The sequence below is a fragment of the Pseudooceanicola profundi genome (assembly GCF_050897955.1).
Classification (GTDB): domain Bacteria; phylum Pseudomonadota; class Alphaproteobacteria; order Rhodobacterales; family Rhodobacteraceae; genus Pseudooceanicola.
Map to the genome: position 1 here is coordinate 167,580 of NZ_JBPAXZ010000002.1, position 23,752 is coordinate 191,331.

Consider the following 23,752-nt stretch of genomic DNA (forward strand, 5'->3'; position numbering starts at 1 on the left):
TCGCCTCGTCCTGAGGAGTGTGACAGTCCACGCCGCCGCATCAAAGCGTAAAATCCGGGCTTGACCGGAGCAGGGGGCAGGGGGCTTCATACCTTGGCAACCGAGGGGGATTGGCATGTCAGGCAAGAGAATTATCCGGGCCCTGTGTGCCGGCGTGGCCTTATCGCTGACCGCATCCGCAGTCATGGGGCAGTCGGGGACATTGAACCTGGAACTGAACAAGCTGGAAGCCGCCCCGGACAACAGTTGCCGCATGTTCTTTCTGTTCCGAAACGATACGGAGACCAGCTTTGAGGCATTTGAGATGTCTCTGGCTATCCTGGACGGGCAGGGCGTGATCGACCGCGTCCTCAGCGTCGATGCCGCCCCCCTGCCGGCCGGGCGCACAATGCTGAAGCTCTTCGACATTTCCGGAATGGATTGCGGCGCGGTGTCCGAGGTTCTGCTGCATGATATTCCCGCCTGCCAGCCGCAGAACGGCACGGCGATGGATTGTTTCCCGCTGATCAAACTCGAAAGCCGGGCTGCGGCGCGGTTCTTCTACTGAAATGGGCGTTCTGGACCCGATCCGGGACGGGGGACCCATTCTGCTGCTGCTGGGTCTGCTGTCCTGCGTTTCCATCTTTCTGATCCTCTGGAAGGCGCTGCATCTTGCCGGCGCGTTACGCGGGCAGGACAGCCGCGACGCGGCCCTCGCGGCTTGGTCGAAGGGAGAGCGGGACGCGGCCCTGACCACGGTGTCCTCTGACGGTCCGGTCAACAGCCTGCTGCTCCATGCGATGGCATCCCTGAACGAGGGCGTCGCGCAGGCGCCGCTGGAGGCGGAGCTTGAATGGCGTGGCAACCGGGAGGTCGCGGGGCTGGCGCGTCATATCCGTAGCCTCGAACTGATCGCGATGATCAGCCCGCTGCTGGGTCTTCTGGGGACCGTTCTGGGCATGATCCAGTCGTTCCGGGAACTGGCACAGGCCGAAGGGGCAGCGAATGCGGCGCTGCTGGCTTCGGGGATCTGGCAGGCTCTGCTGACCACGGCGGCAGGTCTGGTGGTGGCCATTCCAGCGGCGGTCGCGGCCGGGCTCATGACCTCCCGTCTGGACCGCATCACGCAGGAGATCGAAACCACGCTCGGACGCCTTTTCGCGTCCGAGGGTCGCTGAGCCATGCGTCTGACACGTCGAAAAACGCCTGCGACCCTCATCCCGCTGGTTTCGATGATCGACGTGCTCATGATCCTGCTGGTGTTCTTTATGGTCACCTCGACCTTCCGCAATCTCGATATGCTGCCGCTGCGGCGGGACGCTATGCCAGGGGGTGCCGGTGCTGCGGAGGAGCCGAGCCTGTTCCTGCGGATCGATGCGGCAGGACGGATCTTGCGTGGCGGGTCAGAGCTTGACCCGGCCGGCCTGAAATCGGCGCTGCAGCAGCAACCCGGGGCAGAGGTCCTGTTCCTGCCCTCGGGCCAGGCCACGGCGCAGGCTCTGGTGACAGCGCTGGATATGGCGGCGGGGGCAGGGGCGACCCGCATCCGGGTGATCCGGCTGGAGGCCGATCCATGAAGCTGAAACGCAGGACACCGCAGATGACAGGCGAGCCGATTATCGCCCTGATCGACGTGGTGTTCTTTCTGCTCGTGTTTTTTCTGCTGATCGGACGGATGGATGCGACCGCGCCGTTCGACGTTGTCCCGCCGCGGTCCGGCGCCGGAGAGGATCTGCCGGGCGGCGGCATTACCGTGGCCATTTCGGCGGAGGGGATGCTGGCGCTGGACGGCGCACCAAGGACAGAGGCGGAGCTTTTGACGGATCTGGAGGCGCGGCTTGCCACGACGCCCGCGCTTCTGGTCCGGATCAATGCGCATCGGGCGGCCCCACTGCGTCTGGTGCTGCCGCTGACATCCCGGATCGAGGCGGCGGGCGCACGGGACATTGTCCTTGTCGTCACGCCGGAAGCCGAATGATCCCGGTCTGGCGCACTGTGCTGGCGATTGCCGGCACCCTGCTGCTGCATGGTGCGGGCGGAACGATCATATGGGTGAGTGTGCAGCCCGATGCGCCGGTTCAGGCAGGAACCGCCAGGCCGGTTGCGCTCGATCTCGCGACCTATGATGTCCCTCGTCAGAGCGCCGCATTGCAGGAGGCCGCGGCGCAACCGACCCAAGGCCAGGCGGTTCAGGGCGCACGCGCCGGGCGCGGCGCCGTTCCGGTTCAGAAGGTTTCGGCGACGGTGCCGGCCGGCACGCGCCTACCTGCATCCGCGCCGGCGACCGCTCCGGTCGCGACAAGCGCACCACAGGTGGTTCAGCCGCCTTCTGTCGTGGCGGGAGACCGGCTTGATGCGGCCACCCCGGCCGGGGCGCAGCTGGCTGCTGCCGTTCCGGCCGCTCAGCCCCTGCCTGTTGCACAAACGGATCCGTCGCCCGCGCCTTCTGCCCGGCCGGTGGCGCAGCCGCTGGCCCGGGCGACGCCGCCGGAAGAGCGCGCAGATCCGGCCCAGCCACAGGTCCAGCGCGGCAGGGCATCGGCGATCTGGTCCGGTTCGGCATCCTCTCTGGACCCGGTTTCCTTTGCGGCGATCAGTGCTTTTGCACAGCCCGGAACCCCTGCCGGAGCAGAGCTGCGCGACGGCCTCTCCGCCACGCTGAACGGCCCCCCCTGCGCCCGGCTACAGACAGAGTTCGATCCGGATACCGGCCAGCTTGTCCTGCGTGGCCACGTTCCGGAGGCCGAAGCGCGCGGGCCGCTGGTATCTGCATTGCAGGCGCAGGTCGGCCGGTCGATCCCCGTCGCGGACAATCTGCGGGTCCTGCCCCGCCCGCAATGCGGCGTTCTTCTGGGGCTGGAACAAACCGGTCTGCCGCAATCCAGCGATCAGCGGGACAACCCGCGGATCGTCGGGCCGGATACGCAGGTGCGCAACTATCAGTTCGTCGAAGGACAAAAGCTGAGCTTCGACCTGACCGGGGCGGACTACCCGGCTTTCGTCTACATTGATTTCTACGATGCGGACGGGGCGGTCCTGCATCTCCAGCCGAACGAATACGTTCCGCCATTGCGCCTGCCCGCCCATCAGCCGGTTGTGATCGGCGGCGCGGGCGGGCTTGATCTGCGGGCCGCACCGCCCTTCGGGCTGGAGGTCATGGTCGCCTTTGCCACGTCCTCTTTGCTGGATCTGGGCGCGCGGCCGCTGACGGAACCGGCCGGTGCCTATCTGGATATGCTGAGAGACGCGGTTCGGGAGGCCCGTGCGGCGGATCCGGCGTTCAAGGGCGAATGGGTCTATTTCTTTGTCGAAACCCGCGCCAGATCGCGTTAGCGGCAGTCGTTCTGCGCCCAGGCTTTCAGGGTGTTCTTGAAGAAGCCCCCCAGCGGATGCTCTTTGGCCAGCGCCCGCGTACCGGCCTCCGTCAGATAAGTTTTCGCCTGCGTGCAGAGCGCCTCCTGGGTCCATTCATGGCAGGCATGACAGGTCTTGTCCTTCCAGACCTCGTCCGGGAGGTTTTCGATCGGCGGGAAAAACGGTGTGCCCTCGATCAGCTGCTGAATCGACTTCGTTGCGAAATCGGGGCCGCCGGTCCCGATCGGCCCGGTGAATGTGACGGTCTCAGGCGGGGTCGTAATCGCCGGGGGCGTCGTGTCGGGCACCACCGGGGCAGGGGCTGCGGCGCCTGCCTTTTCCTCGATCGTCGCCAGCTCCAGCCGTGCCAGTTCCGCATAGGCGCCATCCGGATAGGCATCGAGGTATTGGCGATAGCCTTCGGCGGTGCCGGCTGTCCGCGCAGCCTCCAGCGCGTCGCGCTCGTCTTCCTCGGGTGTGCGGCTGGGTGTGGCCGGTATTTCGGGCTGCGGGGCTGTCGTTGCGTCGCGGCCCAGCTCCTTCTCCATCAGCGTGGCCAGCAGGGTTCGCGCCTCGTCCGCATAGGGGCTGTTGCCGTGCAGCCGAAGGAACAGCAAAAGCTGGACCGGGTCGTTCGTCGCCTTGACGGAGGTCCAGAGCTGAAGCGCGGCGAAGTCCTCGGGCGATTGCTTGGGCGCGGCCACAAATGTGAAATCCTCTGTCAGAGAGGAGGTATCCCAGGGGGTCTGAAATCCACCCGTTGCCTTCAGCACATCGATCCGCACGTCCTTGAACAGCTGTTCGATGGCCAGGCCGGGCGTCGGAATACGGGTGGCCAGCGCGGCAGAAAAGGGGCTGTTGCCGTCCTCTCCGTCCACGGCGACGGAACCGGGGGAGGTCGAATAGGCCAGAAAGGTGCCGCGCGGTGCATTCATCTCGGCAAGCCCGGCCTCGTCCAGACCGGCTACGGTTGCGAAGGGATTGTCGCGGCAGGCATCGAGGATCACGATATTGGTCCGATTGGCCGCAGAATACATCTGGCGCAGCACGGTCTGGGCGCCGACGGCGACAAGCCCGAGGTCGGCGGCATCCGACAGAACGGCGTCGACGGGAACGAGGTAATTCGTCCCAAAACTCTGGACGCCATGGCCGGCATAGTAGAAGAGCCCGGTCGCCTCGGGCCCGGCAGCGCGCAATTTGCTGCCGAACTGTGCGATGCCCCGCAGCAGCTGCGCCTGATCCGTCTCGGTCAGAAGCGTGACGTCAAAGCCCGCCTGTTCCAGCGCGCCGGCCACGGCCTGCGCGTCGGGAACGGGGTTGTCGAGCGCGGTCACATGCGAATAGCCGCCATTGCCGACGACAAGGGCGATACGGTCCTCTGCCAAGGCGGGCAGAGCCGTCGCGATCAGGATCATCAGAATGCGCAGACAGGCGCGCGGGTCAGTCCAATACGGCAAATTCAATCCGCCTGTTCCGCGCCTTGTTGTCCGATGACGTATTGGGGACAACCGGCTTTTCCTCGCCATAGCCGACGCTGACCAGATGATCAGGGGCGACATCGCGGCCGGTCAGATAAGCGGTCACTGCCTGCGCCCGGCGTTCGGACAATCGCTGGTTCGTGGCAGCAGAGCCGTCACTGTCAGTATGGCCGCTGACCTCGACCGTCATGTCGGGACAGCGGTTCACAATATCCGCCAGACTGTTGAGCAATGGCGCACTTTTGTCATCCAGCGTGGCAGAGCCCGACCGGAAATAGATATTGCCGGTCCGCGACAGGATCTCGAACCGGCCCTTGCACTCCTCCGCGTTGAAATTGCCCTGCGTTTCCAGCGCAGCAGTGCTGGGGGCCGGCTGTTCCGCGGGGGCAGCTGGCGGCGCGGTCGTGCCCGATCCGTCCGCCGAAAAGATGAAATCGAATGTGACAGAGGCAGAGGGCACAATCGCCACATTCGCCGCCTCTTCCAGCTTTTTCACACCGGCGTCGAGATTGTGGTTCTTGGTCTCGACCGAAATCGGACGCTGGGTTGATACGGCGATCGTCTGCGGGTCAAGATAGGTCACCACAACAGGCGCGGTCGCCTCCTGTGCGACGCCATGCAGGCTCAGCGTATAGGGCAAGTCGATGGTCTTGCGCCGCAGGTCCGGCAGGTCGGCCAGAGCAGCGGGATCGATCTGCGCGGTCACCGTCGCCTCGGGGAACTGAAAGGTTTCGAACAGCAGGAACCGCATCCGGACGTTGCGCAGATCAACCTTGGTGTCGACGCTGTCCAGCGCAATCCGGAGCTCTGCCTTGCCGCTGGGGTCGATCTTGCCGCTATATGCGGCAAACCCGCTGGATTCGACAACCGACTGGTTTTTGACCGACTGGAAGTTCAGTGTCGAGGCCGCGGGTTTGAGCGTCCAGCCGTCGCCAAAGATGCCCTCTGCCCGCAGCGGGGCCGACAGCGACAGGCAGGCGACCGCCGCAAGCGTGATTTTTGACAAATAATGCATCGTTTGCGTCAAATTCATCAATTGTGTCCGAACCGGAAACGCTTCCGTCCGGATGCCGGAAAACATATCCCGATCATCGCAATTCAACGCCGTTAAATCAACGGATTTGCCAAGCTGCGGTCAAAGCGACCGCAGCAGAACCTTGTTCGACCCGACCGCAGCCGCGATCTGCTGGAAATGCGCCTGCCGCTGGGCAGAGGCGGCGGCCGACCGCAGCAGGGTCGTTTCCGCCTCTTCCAGAATGGCCGCGGCGGTCTGTGCCGTGGCGGCGACCGCTTCGGTTGCGACGGGTGTCAGCGGACGCGCGTTGATCGGTGCGGCACCGGCAGAGGCCGCCAGCCTTGCGCGCGGGATCGACCGCGATGCGTTGGACTGCGCCACCTGTGCCAGCTTGCGCGAGGCATCTTCGATGATGGCACGGGCCTCGGCATAATCGCCGTCCTGGGCAATGTCCTTGGCGACCTGGTCCAGACGTTCTGCGAAACAGTCGACCCAGTATTCGCGGACCGGAACGCTGCGACAGACGGTAAAGCCGGCGTTGATCTGCGATACAATCGCCCGGGTCCCGGCGCTGGATGCTGTTTTTGTGGCCGCGGCGGCCGTCTCGCTGCTGCTGTCGCCAGCGGCTGGGGCCGCCGGGGCGGCGGGCGTCGTCGGCACAACTGGCGGAAAGAACGCCGGCGGTGCGGGTGGAAAGAACGGCGGAGTGCTGACCGGTTCACCACCGGCGAAAGCCGCGGCAGGGGTCAGGGCGATCGCACCGCTCAACACGGTGACACAGAGATTGAGGGCTGGTTTAGAACGGGTCATCTGCGGACTTTCGCGTCGAAGACGTAGGAAATTGAGAGGACGGCACGGCGGTTGTCAATCTGGTCAAAGACATCCTCCGCGGACAGGCTGATCTGGAACGGCGAGCGTCCGGGCCGGAACGCGGTCCCGATTGTCACCGATTCACCAGTCCAGGCGAGGCTGGCGCCGAAATAGTCGGTCAGGCCAATGCCCGCGCCGACAAAGACCCCCGGATCCGTGTTGAAATTGCGGATATGCGAGCCGCCGCCAACCGTCAGTGCGATGGGGAAACTGTCCGCGCCCATATCGAGCTGCGTGAAGGTCGTGATCGCCGCAGTGACAGAGGTGTCATGAATTTTGGCATCGCCCCAGGGGGCGAGGTTGCCAACGGCCAGACCGAAATAGGTCGGCGCCGAGCCGGTATCGATGCGGCGGGAGGCCTTGAGCTCAAAATACCCGGAATCGCCGAAGTCGTCCGTCAGGGACGTGATCTGTCCGGTCACCTGAAAGCCGATATTGCGGTCCGCATCGCCCAGGCCGAAGCCAAGCGCGATAGAGCCATCGCCATCGCTGGCAGTCGGCGCGCGTCTTGTGGCGTAGCTGCCTGACAGAAAGAAAAGGCCCGCCGGTGCGGTCGTTCCCGAAGGAATGCCGACCAGAGTCAGGTTTTTTCCCTGAGCAGAAACCGGATCCGCCAAAAGCGAGGCAACCACGAAGGTCCCCGCAAGGCATGTTCTGAGTACACTTCCAAGAGGGGCCGTATCTGGCATGCGCGTCGCCTATTCCGCGTGGTGTCTAACAATATTCTCAAGAGTGACGGCTCGTTTCCGCTACGGCAACTGTTTATTTTTGCCGATCCGAAGATTGTTGCACCGTCTGTTCATCCGGGATCGGCGGAGGTTGACGTACGGGCAATTATTTCTTTGGACAGGGTAAACCTTTCTGCTAGCCTCGCCGGGAATTGATTTGTTTCTTTGTCCGCAGGACCTACCATTGCCTATTCCTTTGGAAAATCGAGGCGAAGACGGCCCAAGTGGTCCCGACCTGGAATACGATCCGATTTTTACTGACCTGACCCTTGCCGCTGAGCCGGGGCAGGAACAGCAGTTCGGAAAAGAGGTTATTCCGGCGACCGGACCCGATTATGGGGTTGTGATCGAAAAAGCACATGATGTGCTGTCCCGCAGCCATGATCTGCGTGCTGCAATTCTGCTGGGCGAGGCGGAGCTTTATTCCAACGGGCTGACCGGCTTTGCAGAGGTCACACACTGGCTGGTGCAATGCCTGACGGAGTATTGGGACAGCTGTCATCCTCAGCTGGATGCAGAAGATGACGACGATCCGACCATGCGCATCAACGCCGTGCGCAACCTGGCTGCGATCAAGATGCAAAGGGGCCTTCGTCTGGCGCCGCTGACGCAGAGCAGGCAGTTTGGCCGCATCTGCCTGCGGGATATCGAGATTGCGCAGGGCGATATCGACCCGCCCAACGATTCCGAAGCAGTTCAGACCGAGGCGTCTATTGCCGCCGCCTTCCGCGATACGGAACGGGACGGGCTGGAGCAGCTTCTGGTCGCGGCACGGCAGATTGCCGATGATCTGGCAGAGATCGACCGGATTTTCAGCGAGCATACGCCGGGGCAGGGTCCGGATCTGAAGCCGATCGCCGATTATGTCGGCCGGATCTGCGACCGGCTGGCGGCGGAGACCGGTGCCGATGCGGATGTCGGAGAGGAGCCAGTTGTTGCGGAAGCCGCAGGTCAGCCGTCTGCCCCGGAGGCTTCCGGCGCGCGCGGGCCGATCAAATCGCAGTCCGATGTCGCCAAACTGCTGGAAGAAATCATCGGCTATTACGCCAAACACGAACCCTCCAGCCCGCTGCCTGTGCTTCTGAAACGGGCGCGCAGGCTGGTGGGCGCAGATTTCATGACCATCATGGGTGATCTGGCGCCAGGGGGGGTTAATGAAATGCGGGTGCTGAGCGGCGAGGCGCCCCCGGAAAGCGACTATTGATCGGGCCGTCCCGGCCACGGGACACCAGACGAGGGCGGCCCCCACCACGGAGAGAACAGGGAAAAGAACATGTCCGGATCACAGAAATTCATTGCCCGGAACCGGGCACCCAGGGTTCAGATCGAATATGATGTGGAGGTCTATGGCGCTGAGAAAAAGGTGCAGCTGCCTTTCGTCATGGGTGTCATGGCCGATCTCGCCGGCAAATCGGAAGTGCCCCAGCCCGGGATCAACGATCGCAAGTTTCTGGAAATCGACGTCGACAATTTCGACAGCCGGATGAAGGCGATGAAACCGCGCGCGGCGTTTTCGGTACCCAACACGCTGACCGGCGAGGGCAATCTGTCCGTCGATCTGACCTTTGAAAGCATGGACGATTTTGCCCCCGATGCCATTGCGCGCAAGGTGGAGCCGCTGCGCAAGCTGCTGGAGGCACGGGAACAGCTTTCGAACCTGACCACCTACATGGACGGCAAGCCCGAAGCGGAACAGCTGATCCAGGACACGCTCGGCAATCCCGAGCTTTTGAAATCGCTTGCTGCGGCACCCAAGCCGCAGGACCCCGAGGCGGAGGACTGATCCATGGCCGAAGAAGCCACCCAGGCAAGCGGCGCAGCCGCAGCAACCGAAACGCAGGAGTCGGATTTTTCCGCGCTGCTCAATCAGCAGTTCCGCCCCCGGTCGGACGCGGCCCGCAGCGCGGTCGAAGATGCCGTGAAAACTCTGGCAGAGCAGGCGTTGGCGAATACCGGCCTGATCTCGGACGACGCGCTGCATTCGATCGAGTCGATGATCGCGGAAATCGACAAGAAACTGTCGGAACAGGTGAATGAAATTCTGCACAATGCGGAATTCCAGAAACTGGAAGGGGCCTGGCGTGGCCTGCACCATCTGGTGAACAACACCGAAACCGACGAGATGCTGAAGATCCGCGTTCTCAACATCTCGAAGACCGACCTGCACAAGACCCTTCGCAAGTTCAAGGGAACGGCCTGGGATCAGTCGCCGATCTTCAAGAAGCTCTACGAAGAAGAATACGGTCAGATGGGCGGAGAGCCCTATGGCTGCCTTGTCGGCGATTACCATTTCGACCACAGCCCGGCCGATGTGGAGATTCTGGGCGAGATGTCCAAGATCGCGGCCGCCAGCCATGCCCCCTTCATTACAGGTGCGGAACCCGGCCTGTTGCAGATGGAAAGCTGGCAAGAGCTGAGCAATCCGCGCGATCTGGCCAAGATCCAGCAGACGCCCGAATATGCCGCCTGGCGGTCCCTGCGCGACAGCCCGGACAGCCAGTATCTGGGTCTGGCCATGCCCCGGTTCCTCGGCCGTCAGCCCTATGGGGCCAAGTCGAACCCGGTGGAGGCTTTTGCCTTTGAAGAAGACACTGGCGCCGCGGAATCCGATAAGTTCACCTGGGTGAACGCGGCCTACGGGATGGCGACCAATATCACCCGGTCCTTCAAGGAATACGGCTGGTGCACCCAGATCCGGGGCGTTGAATCGGGCGGGACCGTCGGAAATCTTCCGACACATACCTTCCCGACCGATGATGGCGGCGTCGATATGAAATGCCCGACCGAGATCGGCATTTCCGACCGTCGTGAAGCAGAGCTTGCCAAGATGGGGCTGATGCCGCTGATCCACCGCAAGAACACGGATATGGCCGCGTTCATCGGTGCTCAGTCCCTGCATAAACCGGCCGAATATGACGATCCGGATGCCACCGCGAATGCCAATCTCGCGGCCCGGCTGCCCTACCTGTTCGCGACCTGCCGCTTTGCGCATTACCTGAAATGCATCGTTCGCGACAAGGTCGGCTCCTACAAGGGGCGCGACGACATGCAGCAATGGCTGACCAATTGGATCACCAACTATGTCGATCTGAACCCCGATACGTCATCGGAACGGACCCGGGCCGAACTGCCCCTGTCCGCCGCTGAGGTGGTCGTCGAGGAACAGGAGGGGAACCCGGGATATTACGCGGCCAAGTTCTTCCTTCGCCCGCATTACCAGCTGGAGGGGCTGACCGCGTCGCTCCGTCTGGTATCCCGTCTGCCTTCCGAAAAGGGCTGAGGCAGCTCAGAATTGCCCGCGGCCTGTCCGGCAGGCCGCGCGCGTCATTTAAGTTTTTAATGAGCGGAGCTGATCCGCGTTTTGCAGGAGGACGCCAAAATGGCAGACGCAGAAATCCAAGACGCCTTTATGTACTTTGATGGGGGCAAGGTCCCGATCCAGGGCAGCACGACCGACAAAGACCTTTCGCAGAAAAGTGCGTTCGAGCTTCTCTCCTTCAGCATCATGGGGAACAATTCCACCAATATCGGTTCGTCACGGGGCGGTGGCGGCGGTGCCGGCAAGGTCATGTACGAAAAGATCAGCTGCACTAAGTTTTCCGACAAATCCTCTGTCCAGCTGTTCCAGGCGATGTCGACGGGCACCCATTACCCCGAGGTCTTTATCGAACTTCGCAGGAATGGTCACACCTATCTCAAGTTCTGTTTCAAACAGTGCCTCGTCTCGGACATGACTTTGGCGCAGGGGGGCAACACTGAATCGATCGACAACTTCATTCTCGATTACGGTGCGGTCAAGATCGAATACTGGGATCAGGACACCCACGGCAACCTCAAAAAGGTCAGCGACATGATGTGGAGCCGGGTGCTCAACACCAACGAATACTCGACGTAAAGCATCTGCTCACCGCGCGCGACCCTATGGTGGCGCGCGGCTTTCAATTCCCGTGACGGAATATTCATGATTGCCCAAGACACACTTGCCGCGGCGGATCTGACCGGGACGCTGGCGGCCCTTCAGGACAGCGTGCGCAAATCGCCGGCGGACGCGCGGTTGCGGATTTTTCTGTTCCAGCTTCTGTGTGTGACGGGCGATTTCAAACGGGCTATCGCGCAGCTCAAGCTCTGTGCGGAGCTTGATAGCTCAGCGGAGCCGATGGCGCGGACATATCGCGAGGCGATTGCCTGCGAGCTCTACCGCGAAAAGGTTTTCGACGGCGAAAAGGACCCGCTGATTTTTGGCGAGCCGCAGGAATGGGTGGCCCTGCTTCTGCAGGCGCTCAAAACGCTGGCGGCCGGCAAACCGGCCGAGGCGGCCGAGCTGCGCGCGCGCGCCTTTGAGCTTGCCCCGGCAGAGGCGGGCCAGATCAATGACACGCCCTTTGACTGGGTTGCGGATGCCGACAGCCGCATCGGCCCGGTTCTTGAGGCCGTAATCGACGGTAAGTACTACTGGCTGCCTTTCAATCTGCTGCGCGCGGTCACGCTGGACCCGCCGGCGGATCTGCGGGACGCGGTCTGGATGCCGGCCACGCTGACCTTCCGCAATGGCGGCGATACGGTGGCCCTGCTGCCGACGCGCTATGCCGGCACCGCCACGAAGGGCAATGACGCGCAGAAACTGTCGCGTGCCACCGACTGGGCCGACCTCGGGTCCGAGACCTTTGCCGGCCTTGGCCAGCGGCTTCTGGCGACAGAGGCAGGAGACGTGGCCCTGATGGATCTTCGCAGCATGACCTTTGGCGAGGGATCCGCGGATGGTTGACCGCACGCTGGACGATCGCCTGCAGCCCGCGCTGCTGGACCGCCTGACGGATGATGAGCCGGACAAGGCGACGGAAAGCCGCGATCAGCGGGTGATCGACCTGCGCCGGCTGCAACAGATCCTCCGCCGTGACCTGAGCTGGCTGCTGAATACGAACAGTTTCGAGTCGCAGCTGGACCCGGACAGGCACCCCAATGTGATGGCCTCCGTCCTCAACTTCGGGGTGCCGGAGCTGACAGGCGACTTCACGACCGCGGACCGCACAGAGCGGATGCGCACGGATATCATGCGTGCCGTGCGGACGTTCGAGCCGCGGATCATGCCGGACACGCTGGTCGTGCAGGAAAAGATCGACGACGAGACCGGGAAATCACGTGTCCGGTTTGAAATCAGAGCGGATATGTGGGCGCAGCCCCTGCCTGTCGAGATTTATCTGCGATCGGAGGTCGATGCGTCCACTGGCGAAGTGTCCGTGGAACACGGTAGCTGACCATGGATAGCCGGCTGCTTCAGCAATATGAAAACGAGCTGAGCTTCCTGCGGGAAATGGGCGGGGAATTTGCCCGCAGCTATCCCAAGATTGCCGGGCGTCTCGGGATGGACGGGGTGGAGGTCTTTGACCCCTATGTCGAACGCCTGATCGAGGGCGTCGCCTTTCTGACAGCCCGTGTTCAGTTTGAACTGGACCTCCAGCAACCGGCCTTTGCCGCCCATCTTCTGGAAGCGTCCTATCCTCATTACCTGGGCCCGACGCCGTCGATGATGATCGCCGAGCTGGAGCCTGATCCGGCCAACGGGTCGCTGACCACCGGATTTGTCCTGCCGCGCCACACCCGCATGCGGTCCAAGATCATCGACGGGACGCAGACCGCCTGCACGTTTCTGACGGCGCAGGACATCACTATGTATCCCGTCGAAATCGCGGAGGCCGAATATATCGACAGCCGTGGTGAGCTGGTCGCCGCCGGCGTGGCAGGCGGGGCCGAGACACGGGCGGCGATCCGGCTCCGGATCCGTCGGTTCGGCGGGGCAGAGCTGGACCAGATCCCGCTGGACCGGCTGACGCTTTACCTGGGCGGCGAGGGTCTGCCGGGGCGGCGGCTGCATCAGGCGCTCTGTGCCGATGCGATCGGAATTGCGGCGCGGTCCACGGATCAGCGGAAGGACTGGCGGCTACAGCTGCCGCAGGGGGCTGTGCGTGCCAGAGGATTTGATCCGGCAGAGGCGCTGCTGCCGCATCCTCGTCAGAGCTTTGACGGCTACCGCATGCTGCAGGAATATTTCGCGCTGCCCGAGCGGTTGCTCTTTGCCGAATTGCAGGGCCTTTTGCCGGCGATGTCCCGGTCGGAAAATGACAGTGTCGATCTGTATATTCAGCTGCGGCAGGGCGATGAAACCCTTGCTGGCGATGTTGATGTCCGGGCATTCCGTCTGAACTGTACGCCGGCCATCAACCTGTTCGAAAAGCGCTGCGACCGGGTCCATGTGACCACGCGCGACGCGGAACTCCACCTCGTGCCGGACCGGATCGCGCCGATGGATTACGAGGTCCACACGGTTCTGGAAGTCGAAGGGATCGGCCGGGACAACCAGGCCAACAATACGTTCTATCCGTTTTATGCGGTCACTGATGCCGTGGCCGCGGGCGGGGTCGCACCGGCCTATTACTCCGCCCGCCGGCGTCTTCGCCAGCGGTCCGAAAAGGAGCGTCTGCGCGGCAGCCGGACCAATTACCTTGGCACAGAGATCTACCTGTCACTGGTGGATCGTGCCAACGCGCCCTTTTCTGCCGATCTGAGCCAGCTTGCCTGCCGGGCGCTGGTGACAAATCGCGATCTGCCCTCGCTTCTTCAGGTTGGGGCGCCGGATCTGTTCCACCTTCCCGATGGCGGGCCGGTCAGGCGGATCCGCCTGCAGGTGCCGCCCACGCGGCCAAAGCGCCCGATCGCCGAGGGCGAAACCGCCTGGCGTCTGATATCGCACCTTGGGCTGAATTATCTGTCGATCGCCGATGCCGAAACCGGCAGTGGTGCCATGGCGCTGAAAGAGCTGATCTCGCTTTATTCCGATCGGTCGGATGCGGCCATGCGGCGCCAGATCGAAGGCATTACCTCTGTGTCGACCCGGCCCATTGTGCGGCGGATCAGCGACGGGGTTCTGTCATCGGCCGTGCGCGGGCTTGAGATCAGCCTGACATTTGACGACGACGCCTATCAGGGCAGCGGGATATTTCAGCTCGCCTCCGTCCTGGAACGGTTTTTCGCAAATTACACGAGCATCAACAGTTTTACCGAAACGGTCCTGTCGACCCAGCAGAGCGGAACGATCGCAAGATGGCAGCCCAGAACAGGGAGGGGCCGGATCATCTGACGCTTTTCGACCAACTGCAGGATGATCCGACCGCATTTCATATCTTTCTGGCCTTCCGCGTCATGGAAGCGGCCTATCCGGATGCGCCCCCGCTTGGTCGGTCGCGGCGGCCGCAGGAAGACCGTATGCGGCTGGAACAGGAGCCGAGCCTGAGCTTCGAACCCTCCAGTATCGCGCGCGTGAGCGCGGCCCAGGGCAGCACTCCGGGGCGGTTTGTGGCCTATCCCTTTGGGTTGTTCGGGCCGCAGGGACCCTTGCCGGCGCATCTGACCGAATATGCCAGAGACCGGAAGCGTCAGCACCGGGACACGACCTTCTACGCCTTTGCCAATATGCTGACCCACCGTGTGACCGGCCTGATCTACCGGGCCTGGACCACGGGCAATCCCGCCGCCGCATTCGACCGGGGCCAGGGGAGCGATCTGGATCGCAAGGTGGCGGCAGTGTCCGGCCATCTGGGACCGGGGCTTTCGGACCGCGATTCAATGCCGGATCTGGCGCGCCGCCATTTTGCCGGGCTTCTGGCGCCGGGTCCGCGGCATCCCGGCGGGCTGGTGGCAATGGTCGCGGCGTTTTTCGGCGCATCGGTCCGGATATCGGAATTTGTCGGCAGCTGGCTTCCGCTGGACCCGGCGGACCGGTGGCAGCTCGGGTCTCGGGCCGGGCTGGGGCACAACACCAGTATCGGCAACCGGGTCTGGTCGCGCAGCGCAAAATTCCGAATTCATATCGGTCCGATGTCGCTGGCCGATTATTCGGCGCGTCTGCCCGGGTCGGATTCGATGCGACGGCTGACGGCGATCGTCAACAGCTATGTCGGTCAGACGCTCGATTGGGATGTGAATCTGATCCTGCGCGGGGACGAAGTGCCGGCCGCGCAGTTGGGCGGCAACACCAGATTGGGCCACACCAGCTGGCTTGGCGGGCGGCCCGACGGGTCGGACGCGGAAGATGTGATTTTTTCGCCGGCCCCCGAGCCGGTCTAGAAAAAGGGAGAGGGACGATGGCGGAAATCAGCCGTGTCGCACTGTTCGGCAAGCTCAACGAGATGGGCTACAAGGCAATGGAAGGCGCAACCGTCTTTTGCAAGATGCGCGGCAACCCCTATGTCGAGGTCGTGCACTGGCTGGCGCAGATCCTGCAGCTGCAGGACAGTGACGTCACCCGGATCATCCGTCACTACGGTCTGGACCCGTCGCGGATTGCGGCCGATATGCAGCGGGCGCTGGATGCGCTGCCGCGCGGCGCCTCGGCGATCAGCGATTTTTCCGCGCATCTGGAAAACGCGATGGAGCGGGGCTGGGTCTATGCCTCGCTGCTCTATTCCTCCAGCTCCGTGCGGACGGGGCATCTGATCCTCGGTATGGTCAAGACGCCGGCGCTGCGCAGTATCCTGACCCAGATTTCCGGCGAGTTCTCCAAGATCAAACCGGACGATCTGTCGGACGGGTTCCATGCCATCACCGATGGCTCGCCCGAGGATGCAATGAGCGCGCAGGACGGGTCCAATGTCGGTGGCGGGGCTGTCCCCGGCGAAGCCAGCGGCGCCATGTCGCCCGCGCAGATGGGCAAGGAAGAGGCGCTGGCGAAATTCTGTACCGACCTGACCCAGCAGGCGCGTGATGGCAAGATCGACCCGATTGTGGGCCGGGATGAAGAGATCCGGCAGGTGGTCGACGTGCTGATGCGCCGTCGTCAGAACAACCCGATCCTCACCGGTGAGGCCGGTGTCGGCAAAACCGCGGTCGTCGAAGGCTTTGCCCTGCGGATTGCGCGCGGCGACGTTCCGCCGGCCCTGAAAGAGGCGCGGCTGCTGGCGCTGGACGTCGGGCTTCTGCAGGCCGGTGCCTCTATGAAGGGCGAATTCGAGAACCGCCTGCGCGCCGTGATCGACGAGGTCCAGGCCAGTACAAAACCCATCGTCATGTTTGTCGATGAAACCCATACGCTGGTCGGCGCCGGCGGCGCGGCGGGCACGGGCGATGCCGCGAACCTGCTGAAACCGGCGCTGGCGCGCGGCACCCTGCGGACCATCGGTGCCACCACCTGGGCGGAATATAAAAAGCATATCGAAAAGGACCCGGCGCTGACCCGCCGGTTCCAGGTTGTCCAGGTCGAAGAGCCCGATATCCCGAAGGCCGTCCGGATGATGCGCGGTATCGCGACCATGCTGGAAAAGCACCACAAGGTGCAGGTGCTGGACGAGGGGATCGAGGCGGCGGTGTCGCTGTCGGCCCGGTATATTCCCGCGCGCCAGCTTCCCGATAAATCGGTCAGTGTGCTGGACACGGCCTGCGCCCGGGTTGCGGTCAGCCAGCATGCCGTACCGGCAGAGGTCGACGACAGCCGCAAGAAGATCGAGGCGCTGACGACGGAGCTGGAGATCATCGACCGTGACGAGAGCGCCGGAATGGATGTCACGGAGCGCCGCATGGCCGTCACCGCCGCCAGACAGGCGGAGGAAAGCCGGCTTGCCGATCTGACCACCCGCTGGGAGGCCGAGAAGGCTGTCGTGGAGAAAATCCTCGCTCTGCGGGCCAAACTTCGCGAAGGGGCGGCCCCGGTGGAAAGCGACGACGGCGCGGAAGGCAGCCCGATGAGCGATGCCGATCGTGCCGCGGCCGTCGCCGATCTGAAAGCGGCCAATGCGGAGCTGGCCGAGCTGCAGGACGAGAGCCCGCTGATCCTTCCGATTGTCGATGCCCAGGCCGTCGCCAGCGTTGTCGGAGACTGGACCGGCATTCCCATCGGACGCATGGTGCGCGACGAACTGTCAACTGTACTGACATTGGAGGATCATCTGGCAAAACGGGTGATCGGGCAGGATCACGCGATGAAGATGATCGCCAAGCGGATCCAGACCAGCCGTGCCGGGCTCGACAATCCGAACAAGCCTGTGGGCGTGTTCATGCTGGCCGGAACCTCGGGTGTCGGGAAAACAGAGACGGCGCTGGCCCTGGCCGAGGTGCTGTATGGCGGCGAACAGAATGTCATCACCATCAATATGAGTGAGTATCAGGAGGCCCACACCGTCAGCTCTCTCAAGGGGGCGCCTCCGGGCTATGTCGGCTATGGCGAGGGTGGCGTGCTGACAGAGGCCGTCCGGCGCAAACCCTATTCCGTGGTTCTGCTGGACGAAGTCGAAAAAGCGCATCCCGATGTGCATGAGCTGTTCTTTCAGGTGTTCGACAAGGGCGTCATGGAAGACGGCGAAGGCCGGATCATCGACTTCAAGAACGCGCTTATCCTTCTGACGTCGAATGTCGGCTCTGAACTGATCATGGACCTCTGCGCCGATCCGGACCTGCTGCCGGAACCCGAAGGGATCGCCAAGGCGCTGCGCGATCCCCTGCTCAAGGTATTTCCGGCGGCCCTGCTGGGCCGGATCGTCACAATCCCCTATTATCCGCTCAGCCCTGATATGATCGGCAAGATCGCGCGGCTCCAGCTGGACCGCATCAAGCGGCGGGTCAAGGAAAGCCACCGTGTGCCTTTCGACTACACGGACGCCGTGGTGGAGACGATTGTGGAGCGCTGCCAGGAGCTGGAATCGGGCGGGCGGATGATCGACGCCATCGTGACCAACACGATGCTGCCCGACATCTCGGCGGAATTTCTGCGCCGGATGATGGAGGGCAAGGAGGTCGCAGGCGTGACGGTAGATGTCCGGGATGGCGAATTCGTTTATGAATTCGCAGGAGACGCTTCTGCCGATGCGGCGTGACCGTGTTAGGATGACGACCCGATCAGGGGACGAAAGGATTGCGCATGGCAACCAAGTCGGACGATAAGGCCCATACCGTCACGATCGAAAGCGAGGCCAACCTCAAGGGGGCCTATCTGATCGCCGCGCGCATCACCGAAGGCATGAGCCAGCCGTCGCACGGCGTGATCGAACTGGTCAGCGAAGACCCGAATTTCGATGTGATCGCGCTTTTGGGGGAGAAGATCGTTGTGGTCAGCCATCCGCCGAACGGGCTTGACCGGCACTTTCCTTCGATCTGCACCTCGGTCGAACATATCGGAGCCAGCGAGGGGACAACCCATTTCAGGATCGAATTCCGGTCCTGGTTCTGGTTCATGACCAAAACCGAGAATAATCGGGTGTTCCAGGACATGACGGTGCCCGACATGTTTACCCTGCTCGCAAACGAACACGGGTATCCCGGTGAAATCCGGAACATGCTGAACGCCTCTTACCCGGCGCGCGAATTCACCGTGCAATACGGCGAGACGGATTTTGACTTTCTGAGCCGGCTTTTCGAAGAAGAGGGCATCTATTACTTTTTCGGAGAGGAGAACGGCGACGAGGTGCTGTTTCTGTGCGACGCCTTCGGGACGCATGAACCTATCGAAGCTCCCGAGAAACTTTTATACCGCCGTCAGGATTCAGGTAAATCGCGCGAGTCGGAGCATATCTATTTCTGGCAGCATCACCTGACGGCCAGGTCGCAGAAATGGGTGCTGCGGGATTATAATTTCCTGACCCCCAAGGCGACATTGGAAGTTTCGTCCGTTGTGACCCGAAAACAGAAGTCCCGCTCTGACCTTGAGGTTTACCAATACCCCGGCCATCACGAAAACGATGAGACCGGTGAACGACGCGCCAAGGTCAGAATGGAAGCCGAGGCATTGCAGCATCATCTGGTCCGCGGCGAAGGCACAGTGAGCAATATCGCGCCGGGGCGGCATTTCGAACTGAAGGATCATCCGCGCAAGGCCAGCAATGACAGCTATCTGCTGTTGCAGGTAACGCATACCATGATCCTGCCGGCGCAGAACGAACACGAGATTGGCGAGGTCAGGCCAATCGCCAGGGACTTTCTCGCCGACGATGAAACGCAGCGCGCCTATAAGGCCGAATTCGCGGCCTTTCCGCTGAATTACCAGTACCGCAGTCCGCTGGTAACGCCCTGGCCAAACCTGACCGGCGCGCATACCGCGACCGTTGTGGGACCCGATGGAGAAGAGATTTACTGCGACGAACACGGCCGGGTCAAAGTGCAGTTTCCCTGGGACCGTGAGGGCGCCAATGACGAGACCTCGTCATGCTGGGTTCGCTGCATGATGCCCTGGACCGGCAAGGAATGGGGTATGATCCACATTCCCCGCATCGGTCAGGAAGTTGTCGTCATGTTCGAGAGCGGCGATCCGGATCGTCCGATCATCATCGGCATGGTCTATAATGCCGACACGATGCCGCCTTATGCTTTGCCCAATAGCAAGAACATCTCGGGGCTGCAGACCCGCAGCACCATCGCCGGCACCGGATATCACGAGCTGATTTTCGACGACACCAAAGGGTCGGAGCTGGTCCGGTTCCAGTCGCAGCTCAATTACCACCAGATCGTCAAGAACAACGCCACGATTTCCATCGGGGAATACAGTTCCAATGCCGGGGATCTCACCCAGACAATCCAAAGGCATCGGACAGAGACGATCAAAACCGGCGATCTGACCACAGAGGTTTCTCAGGGGAACGAAGTCCGCTCTATCGCGGCGGATCAGACGGTGACCATCGGGAACAACCGGACAGAGAAAGTTGGCGCGAATACCGAACGGCAGGTCGGTGCCAATGAAACCATTGCCATCAGCGCCAATCGGACGGTCGATATCGGGGCCAGCGAAAGCGTGACCATCGCCAGCAATCTGACCGAAAACATCGGGGCAAATCATTCACGTTCCGTATCGGCAAGTGTCTCTGACACGGTCGGGTCCAACCTTACTGCCAGTATCGGCGGAAGCGTTTCGGAAAGTGTGGGGGCGAGCCACACCGAAACGGTCGGGGCGAATTTTGTTGTTCAGGCTAATGCGTCGATCGAATTGTCGGTCGGAGCGTCCTCGATCAAGATTACCCCGGCCGGGATCATTATCGACGCGCCCATGGTCACCGTGAACGGCAAGATGACCAAGGTCAGCGGATCGGGCATGTTGATCCTGAACGGCGGCATGACGATGATCAACTGAGGCAAGGCGATGGAACTCGATCTCACCGATATGCGCAAACTGCCCTCGGAGCCTTACACCCGCGTCATGGCCCGTGTCGGGGTGAAATTGTCCACCAAGCTGGACCTTCCGGCGAGTGCGACGGTCGAGGAGGCGTTGCAGCGGCTGTCGGATCTCGACGAACCTTACGATTTTCTTCATCTGCTGGCGATGGCGCTGCCGACGAGAGAGGCGGTCTGGTGGGCCTGCCTTGCGGCGGGCGATCTGATGCAGGATCCGGACCTGTCTGCGACGCCATCAATGATTGCCGCCAAAGGCTGGGTTTTTAACCCCGACGATCAGCACAGGGCCGCCGCCCAGACCGCATTTGAGGGGGCGGATCCGAATGACAATACCCGGTTCTGTGCCATGGCGGCGTTCTACGGCGACGGCACCTTGGGGATGGGCGATCTGTCGCGGGAGGCGGCGCCGCCGGCGGCTGTCTCCTCTGCGGTGCTGGCGCAGGTCATGTTGACATTGGGGCAGAGCCCGCACGGGCTGGACAGCGATCTGGACCTTGCGATCCGCCGGGTGATCGACATTGCCCGCGGTGGCAATGGCCGGGTGTCCCGCGGGCTGCTGACCGAAGACCAGCCGGACGAACAGGAGATGACGTAATGCCATTCCAGGCCCGCCTATTGGACATGCACATCTGTACCGTGCCGCCGGGATTTCCCTCGCCGATCCTGACCCTTCCGCCGATCAATGTGATGGTCAATGGAATGCCGGCCGCGCGGGCGATGATGACCGACATGGCGATGACGGGGCCGGTTCCGCCGGCGACCCCACCGATGCCGCATTCATTTCCTATCGGTTCCAAAACAGTGTTTATCAACAACAAGATGGCGCTGAGGATGGGCGATACCTGCGACAAGGGCGGTCCGGTCATACTGGGGTCTTTCAACGTGATTACAGGAGGATAGGCGCCTAGATGGCACTGACGTTGCGATATCAGTCTTCCGGCCGGATCCCGGGCCGCGCGACCCCTGTGTCGATGCGGGGCGGCAGCGTGACCATCGGCCGGGGCGACGAAAACGACATGGTCCTTCCCGATCCGGATCGGATGGTGTCGAAACGTCACTGCGTGATCGAGGACCACGGCGGACGGATTGTCGCGATCGACCTGTCGACGAACGGCACGTTTCTCAACTACGGCAAGATCCCGATGGGCAAGACGCCGACCGTCCTGAACAATGGCGATATCCTGAGCATCGGCCCCTATGAGCTGCTTGTTGAACTGGCCGAAGCGGCAGCGGGCCCGGCCCCCGAGGATCTGCCTCCGGCCGATTTCGATGACAGGCTGTTCGACGGTCCGCAGCGGTCGGATGCCATCCCGGATGAGGAAGAGGATTTCCTGGAGTCCCTGCTGGGCGACGGGGCCCGGCCCGGTGGCGCCCGCCTTGTGAACCGTCCGGATCCGGGTGAGGACGGCCTGCTTCCACCGCTTTCGGAGGAGGAGGACCCGCTGGCGCCTGGCCCCGACCCGCATCAGGCGCTCGGCGCGTCTCAGTCCGATCACGGGTCTGCGCTGAACGATGCCTGGTCAGGGACCACCGCTCCGGGACAGATCCCCGATGACTGGGACGATCTGATCTCTCCGGACCCGGGCCGCGGGCCGGGCCCGCAACCGATCCCCGATGAAGAGGACCCCTTCGCCACCCCCACGCCGGACCGGACGGTCCAGGAGAAGCCCGTTGCGCCGGAAGAACATTCGGCCCCGCCCGACGATCCGACGCCGGAGCCGACCGCGACACCTGACAGGGCCACCGCGCCAACGCCGGTCGCGACGTCGGGGGATATGGCCGCACTTGCCCTGCTCAAATCGCTGGGGGCGGAGGGGATGCGCAAGGACGATGAGCCGCTGGAGGAAACGATGGCCCGGCTGGGCACCGTGTTGCGCGCCCTGATCGCCGGAACCCGGGATGTCCTGCAGACCCGGGCCTCGATCAAATCCGAATTCCGCATGTCCCAGACCCGGATCACGCCCAGGGGGAACAATCCGCTGAAATTCTCTGTCAGCGACGATCAGGCCGTAGAAGCGATGGTGCGCCCCGCCGTGCAGGGATATCTTGAGCCGGTGGAGGCCGCGCGCCAGGCGATGGATGATCTGCGGGCCCATGAAGTGGCCAGCATGGCCGGAACGGAGGCCGCGCTGAAAGGGCTGCTGCGGCGTTTGTCGCCGGCTGAAGTTGCCAAAAAGATCGAGGAGGGAGGCGGCAAGGGCGGCCTGCTCAAGGGCAAGAAAGCCCGTTACTGGGAAGCCTATGAAGCGCTCTACGCCGGGTTGTCGGACGAAGCGGAGAACGCTTTTTATGACGAATTCGGACGCGAATTTGCCGCCGCCTATCAGGACCAGCTGAAAAGGTTGAAAGACGTATGACTACTATTTCGGGGGATTGCTGATGTCCTGGCAGAGCAAGGTGCTGTGGACCGAGGGGCTTTTCCTTCAGCCGCACCATTTCCAACAGGCCGACAGATATGCGGAAGGTCTGGTCGCGGGGCTCGCGCAGCGCATCGCCCCCTATGCCTGGGGTCTGTCGTCGCTTGAGCTTGACTACGAGGCGCTCAAGGTCGGCCAGTTCGCGATCCGCAGCTGTTCCGGGCTGACACCGGACGGGACCGTTTTCCGTATTCCGGAGGCCGAGGATCACCCACCGGCGCTGGATGTCCCGGCGGGTGTCAAGGATTGTGTCGTCCTGCTGACCGTTCCGCAGCGGCGCCAGGGCGCGTCAGAGGTCGATCTGTCCGGGTCGGAGCTGTCGGCGAGCCGGCTCCGCCCGGCTGAGATCGAGGTGACCGATACCATGGGCGGGTCGCGCACGCCGACAACGCTCGCGGTTGGCAAGATGCGGCTTCAGTTTGCGCTGGAAACGGATGATCTGGCGGATCGGCTGGGCATTCCCGTTGCGCGCATCGTTGAAGTCCGCGCCGACAAGGAGATCGTTCTGGACACGGCTTTCATGGCCAGCTGTCTGGACCTGCGTGCAGCGCCGCCGCTGGCCGAGTTCCTGCAGGAACTGGAGGGGAAGCTGGGGCACCGCATGACAGCGCTGGCCGGGCGGCTGACGGCTGGCGGGGCGCGCGGAACCGCGGAAATTCAGGATGTTCTGATACTCGGGGCGATTAACCGTGCGCTGCCGGTCCTGCGGCATCTCAAATCAATGGAAAACGTTCACCCGGCTGACTTCTATCGCGACTGCCTGGCCCT

General features: G+C 62.7%; 23 protein-coding genes. 19 read left to right on the top strand and 4 right to left on the bottom strand.

What is annotated here, in order from left to right:
* Positions 1-115: 115 nt before the first annotated feature.
* From ACRARG_RS17735 to ACRARG_RS17755, 5 genes are read left to right on the top strand one after another with little or no spacing between them, the layout of a single operon-like run.
* Positions 116-547, top strand: a complete 432-nt coding sequence (locus ACRARG_RS17735) for a hypothetical protein (RefSeq protein ID WP_432691547.1) — start codon at positions 116-118, stop codon at positions 545-547.
* Position 548: 1 nt separating this feature from the next.
* A complete protein-coding gene (locus ACRARG_RS17740; protein WP_432691548.1) occupies positions 549-1,157 on the top strand; it encodes a MotA/TolQ/ExbB proton channel family protein in 609 nt (202 codons plus the stop codon).
* A 3-nt stretch (positions 1,158-1,160) separates the two neighbouring features.
* Positions 1,161-1,556, top strand: coding sequence for an ExbD/TolR family protein (locus tag ACRARG_RS17745; protein ID WP_432691549.1), 396 nt, complete (start codon positions 1,161-1,163; stop codon positions 1,554-1,556).
* A complete protein-coding gene (locus tag ACRARG_RS17750) occupies positions 1,553-1,957 on the top strand; it encodes an ExbD/TolR family protein (RefSeq protein ID WP_432691550.1) in 405 nt (134 codons plus the stop codon). The genes ACRARG_RS17745 and ACRARG_RS17750 overlap by 4 nt, the downstream gene beginning before the upstream one ends.
* Positions 1,954-3,312: a DUF4384 domain-containing protein gene (locus tag ACRARG_RS17755; RefSeq protein WP_432691551.1), complete on the top strand. Its 1,359-nt coding sequence runs from the start codon at positions 1,954-1,956 to the stop codon at positions 3,310-3,312. The genes ACRARG_RS17750 and ACRARG_RS17755 overlap by 4 nt, the downstream gene beginning before the upstream one ends.
* On the opposite strand, the gene ACRARG_RS17760 is transcribed toward ACRARG_RS17755, so the two are convergent.
* The 4 genes from ACRARG_RS17760 to ACRARG_RS17775 all read right to left on the bottom strand — a co-directional run bounded on the left by ACRARG_RS17760 (position 3,309) and on the right by ACRARG_RS17775 (position 7,385).
* A complete protein-coding gene (locus ACRARG_RS17760; RefSeq protein ID WP_432691552.1) occupies positions 3,309-4,748 on the bottom strand; it encodes a caspase family protein in 1,440 nt (479 codons plus the stop codon). The genes ACRARG_RS17755 and ACRARG_RS17760 overlap by 4 nt on opposite strands.
* A gap of 25 nt (positions 4,749-4,773) precedes the next feature.
* Complete coding sequence (locus ACRARG_RS17765; RefSeq protein ID WP_432691553.1) at positions 4,774-5,826, bottom strand: OmpA family protein; 1,053 nt, start codon at positions 5,824-5,826, stop codon at positions 4,774-4,776.
* 120 nt (positions 5,827-5,946) lie between these two features.
* A complete protein-coding gene (locus ACRARG_RS17770; RefSeq protein WP_432691554.1) occupies positions 5,947-6,636 on the bottom strand; it encodes a hypothetical protein in 690 nt (229 codons plus the stop codon).
* A complete protein-coding gene (locus tag ACRARG_RS17775; protein ID WP_432691555.1) occupies positions 6,633-7,385 on the bottom strand; it encodes a hypothetical protein in 753 nt (250 codons plus the stop codon). The genes ACRARG_RS17770 and ACRARG_RS17775 overlap by 4 nt, the downstream gene beginning before the upstream one ends.
* 223 nt (positions 7,386-7,608) lie before the next feature.
* On the opposite strand from ACRARG_RS17775, the gene tssA reads away from it, so the two are divergent.
* The 14 genes from tssA to tssK all read left to right on the top strand — a co-directional run.
* Entirely contained in the window at positions 7,609-8,628 is a 1,020-nt protein-coding gene (tssA, locus tag ACRARG_RS17780) for a type VI secretion system protein TssA (protein WP_432691556.1), read from the top strand.
* 69 nt (positions 8,629-8,697) lie between these two features.
* On the top strand, positions 8,698-9,207 hold the full coding sequence (tssB, locus tag ACRARG_RS17785; protein WP_432691557.1) for a type VI secretion system contractile sheath small subunit: 510 nt from the start codon (positions 8,698-8,700) through the stop codon (positions 9,205-9,207).
* A gap of 3 nt (positions 9,208-9,210) precedes the next feature.
* Entirely contained in the window at positions 9,211-10,704 is a 1,494-nt protein-coding gene (tssC, locus tag ACRARG_RS17790) for a type VI secretion system contractile sheath large subunit (protein WP_432691558.1), read from the top strand.
* A gap of 99 nt (positions 10,705-10,803) precedes the next feature.
* Positions 10,804-11,319, top strand: a complete 516-nt coding sequence (locus tag ACRARG_RS17795) for a type VI secretion system tube protein Hcp (RefSeq protein ID WP_432691559.1) — start codon at positions 10,804-10,806, stop codon at positions 11,317-11,319.
* A gap of 66 nt (positions 11,320-11,385) precedes the next feature.
* The gene (locus tag ACRARG_RS17800; RefSeq protein ID WP_432691560.1) at positions 11,386-12,189 is read left to right on the top strand and encodes a type VI secretion system accessory protein TagJ; all 804 of its coding nucleotides are present in this window, start codon (positions 11,386-11,388) and stop codon (positions 12,187-12,189) included.
* The gene (gene tssE / locus ACRARG_RS17805; RefSeq protein ID WP_432691561.1) at positions 12,182-12,679 is read left to right on the top strand and encodes a type VI secretion system baseplate subunit TssE; all 498 of its coding nucleotides are present in this window, start codon (positions 12,182-12,184) and stop codon (positions 12,677-12,679) included. The genes ACRARG_RS17800 and tssE overlap by 8 nt, the downstream gene beginning before the upstream one ends.
* Positions 12,680-12,681: 2 nt before the next feature.
* Entirely contained in the window at positions 12,682-14,559 is a 1,878-nt protein-coding gene (gene tssF / locus ACRARG_RS17810) for a type VI secretion system baseplate subunit TssF (RefSeq protein WP_432691562.1), read from the top strand.
* Positions 14,523-15,545 carry a type VI secretion system baseplate subunit TssG gene (tssG, locus tag ACRARG_RS17815; RefSeq protein ID WP_432691563.1) on the top strand — a complete coding sequence of 341 codons (1,023 nt, stop codon included), beginning with the start codon at positions 14,523-14,525 and terminating at the stop codon, positions 15,543-15,545. Before tssF ends, tssG begins: the two co-directional genes overlap by 37 nt.
* Before the next feature lie 17 nt (positions 15,546-15,562).
* A complete protein-coding gene (tssH, locus tag ACRARG_RS17820) occupies positions 15,563-18,283 on the top strand; it encodes a type VI secretion system ATPase TssH (RefSeq protein ID WP_432691564.1) in 2,721 nt (906 codons plus the stop codon).
* Positions 18,284-18,327: 44 nt separating this feature from the next.
* Positions 18,328-20,526 carry a type VI secretion system Vgr family protein gene (locus tag ACRARG_RS17825; RefSeq protein WP_432691565.1) on the top strand — a complete coding sequence of 733 codons (2,199 nt, stop codon included), beginning with the start codon at positions 18,328-18,330 and terminating at the stop codon, positions 20,524-20,526.
* A gap of 9 nt (positions 20,527-20,535) precedes the next feature.
* Positions 20,536-21,162: a DUF6931 family protein gene (locus ACRARG_RS17830; RefSeq protein ID WP_432691566.1), complete on the top strand. Its 627-nt coding sequence runs from the start codon at positions 20,536-20,538 to the stop codon at positions 21,160-21,162.
* The gene (locus ACRARG_RS17835) at positions 21,162-21,467 is read left to right on the top strand and encodes a PAAR domain-containing contractile injection system baseplate protein (protein ID WP_432691567.1); all 306 of its coding nucleotides are present in this window, start codon (positions 21,162-21,164) and stop codon (positions 21,465-21,467) included. Before ACRARG_RS17830 ends, ACRARG_RS17835 begins: the two co-directional genes overlap by 1 nt.
* 8 nt (positions 21,468-21,475) lie before the next feature.
* Positions 21,476-22,924, top strand: a complete 1,449-nt coding sequence (gene tagH, locus ACRARG_RS17840) for a type VI secretion system-associated FHA domain protein TagH (RefSeq protein WP_432691569.1) — start codon at positions 21,476-21,478, stop codon at positions 22,922-22,924.
* A 22-nt stretch (positions 22,925-22,946) separates the two neighbouring features.
* A partial coding sequence (gene tssK / locus ACRARG_RS17845; protein WP_432691570.1) for a type VI secretion system baseplate subunit TssK occupies positions 22,947-23,752 on the top strand: 806 nt, incomplete at its 3' end.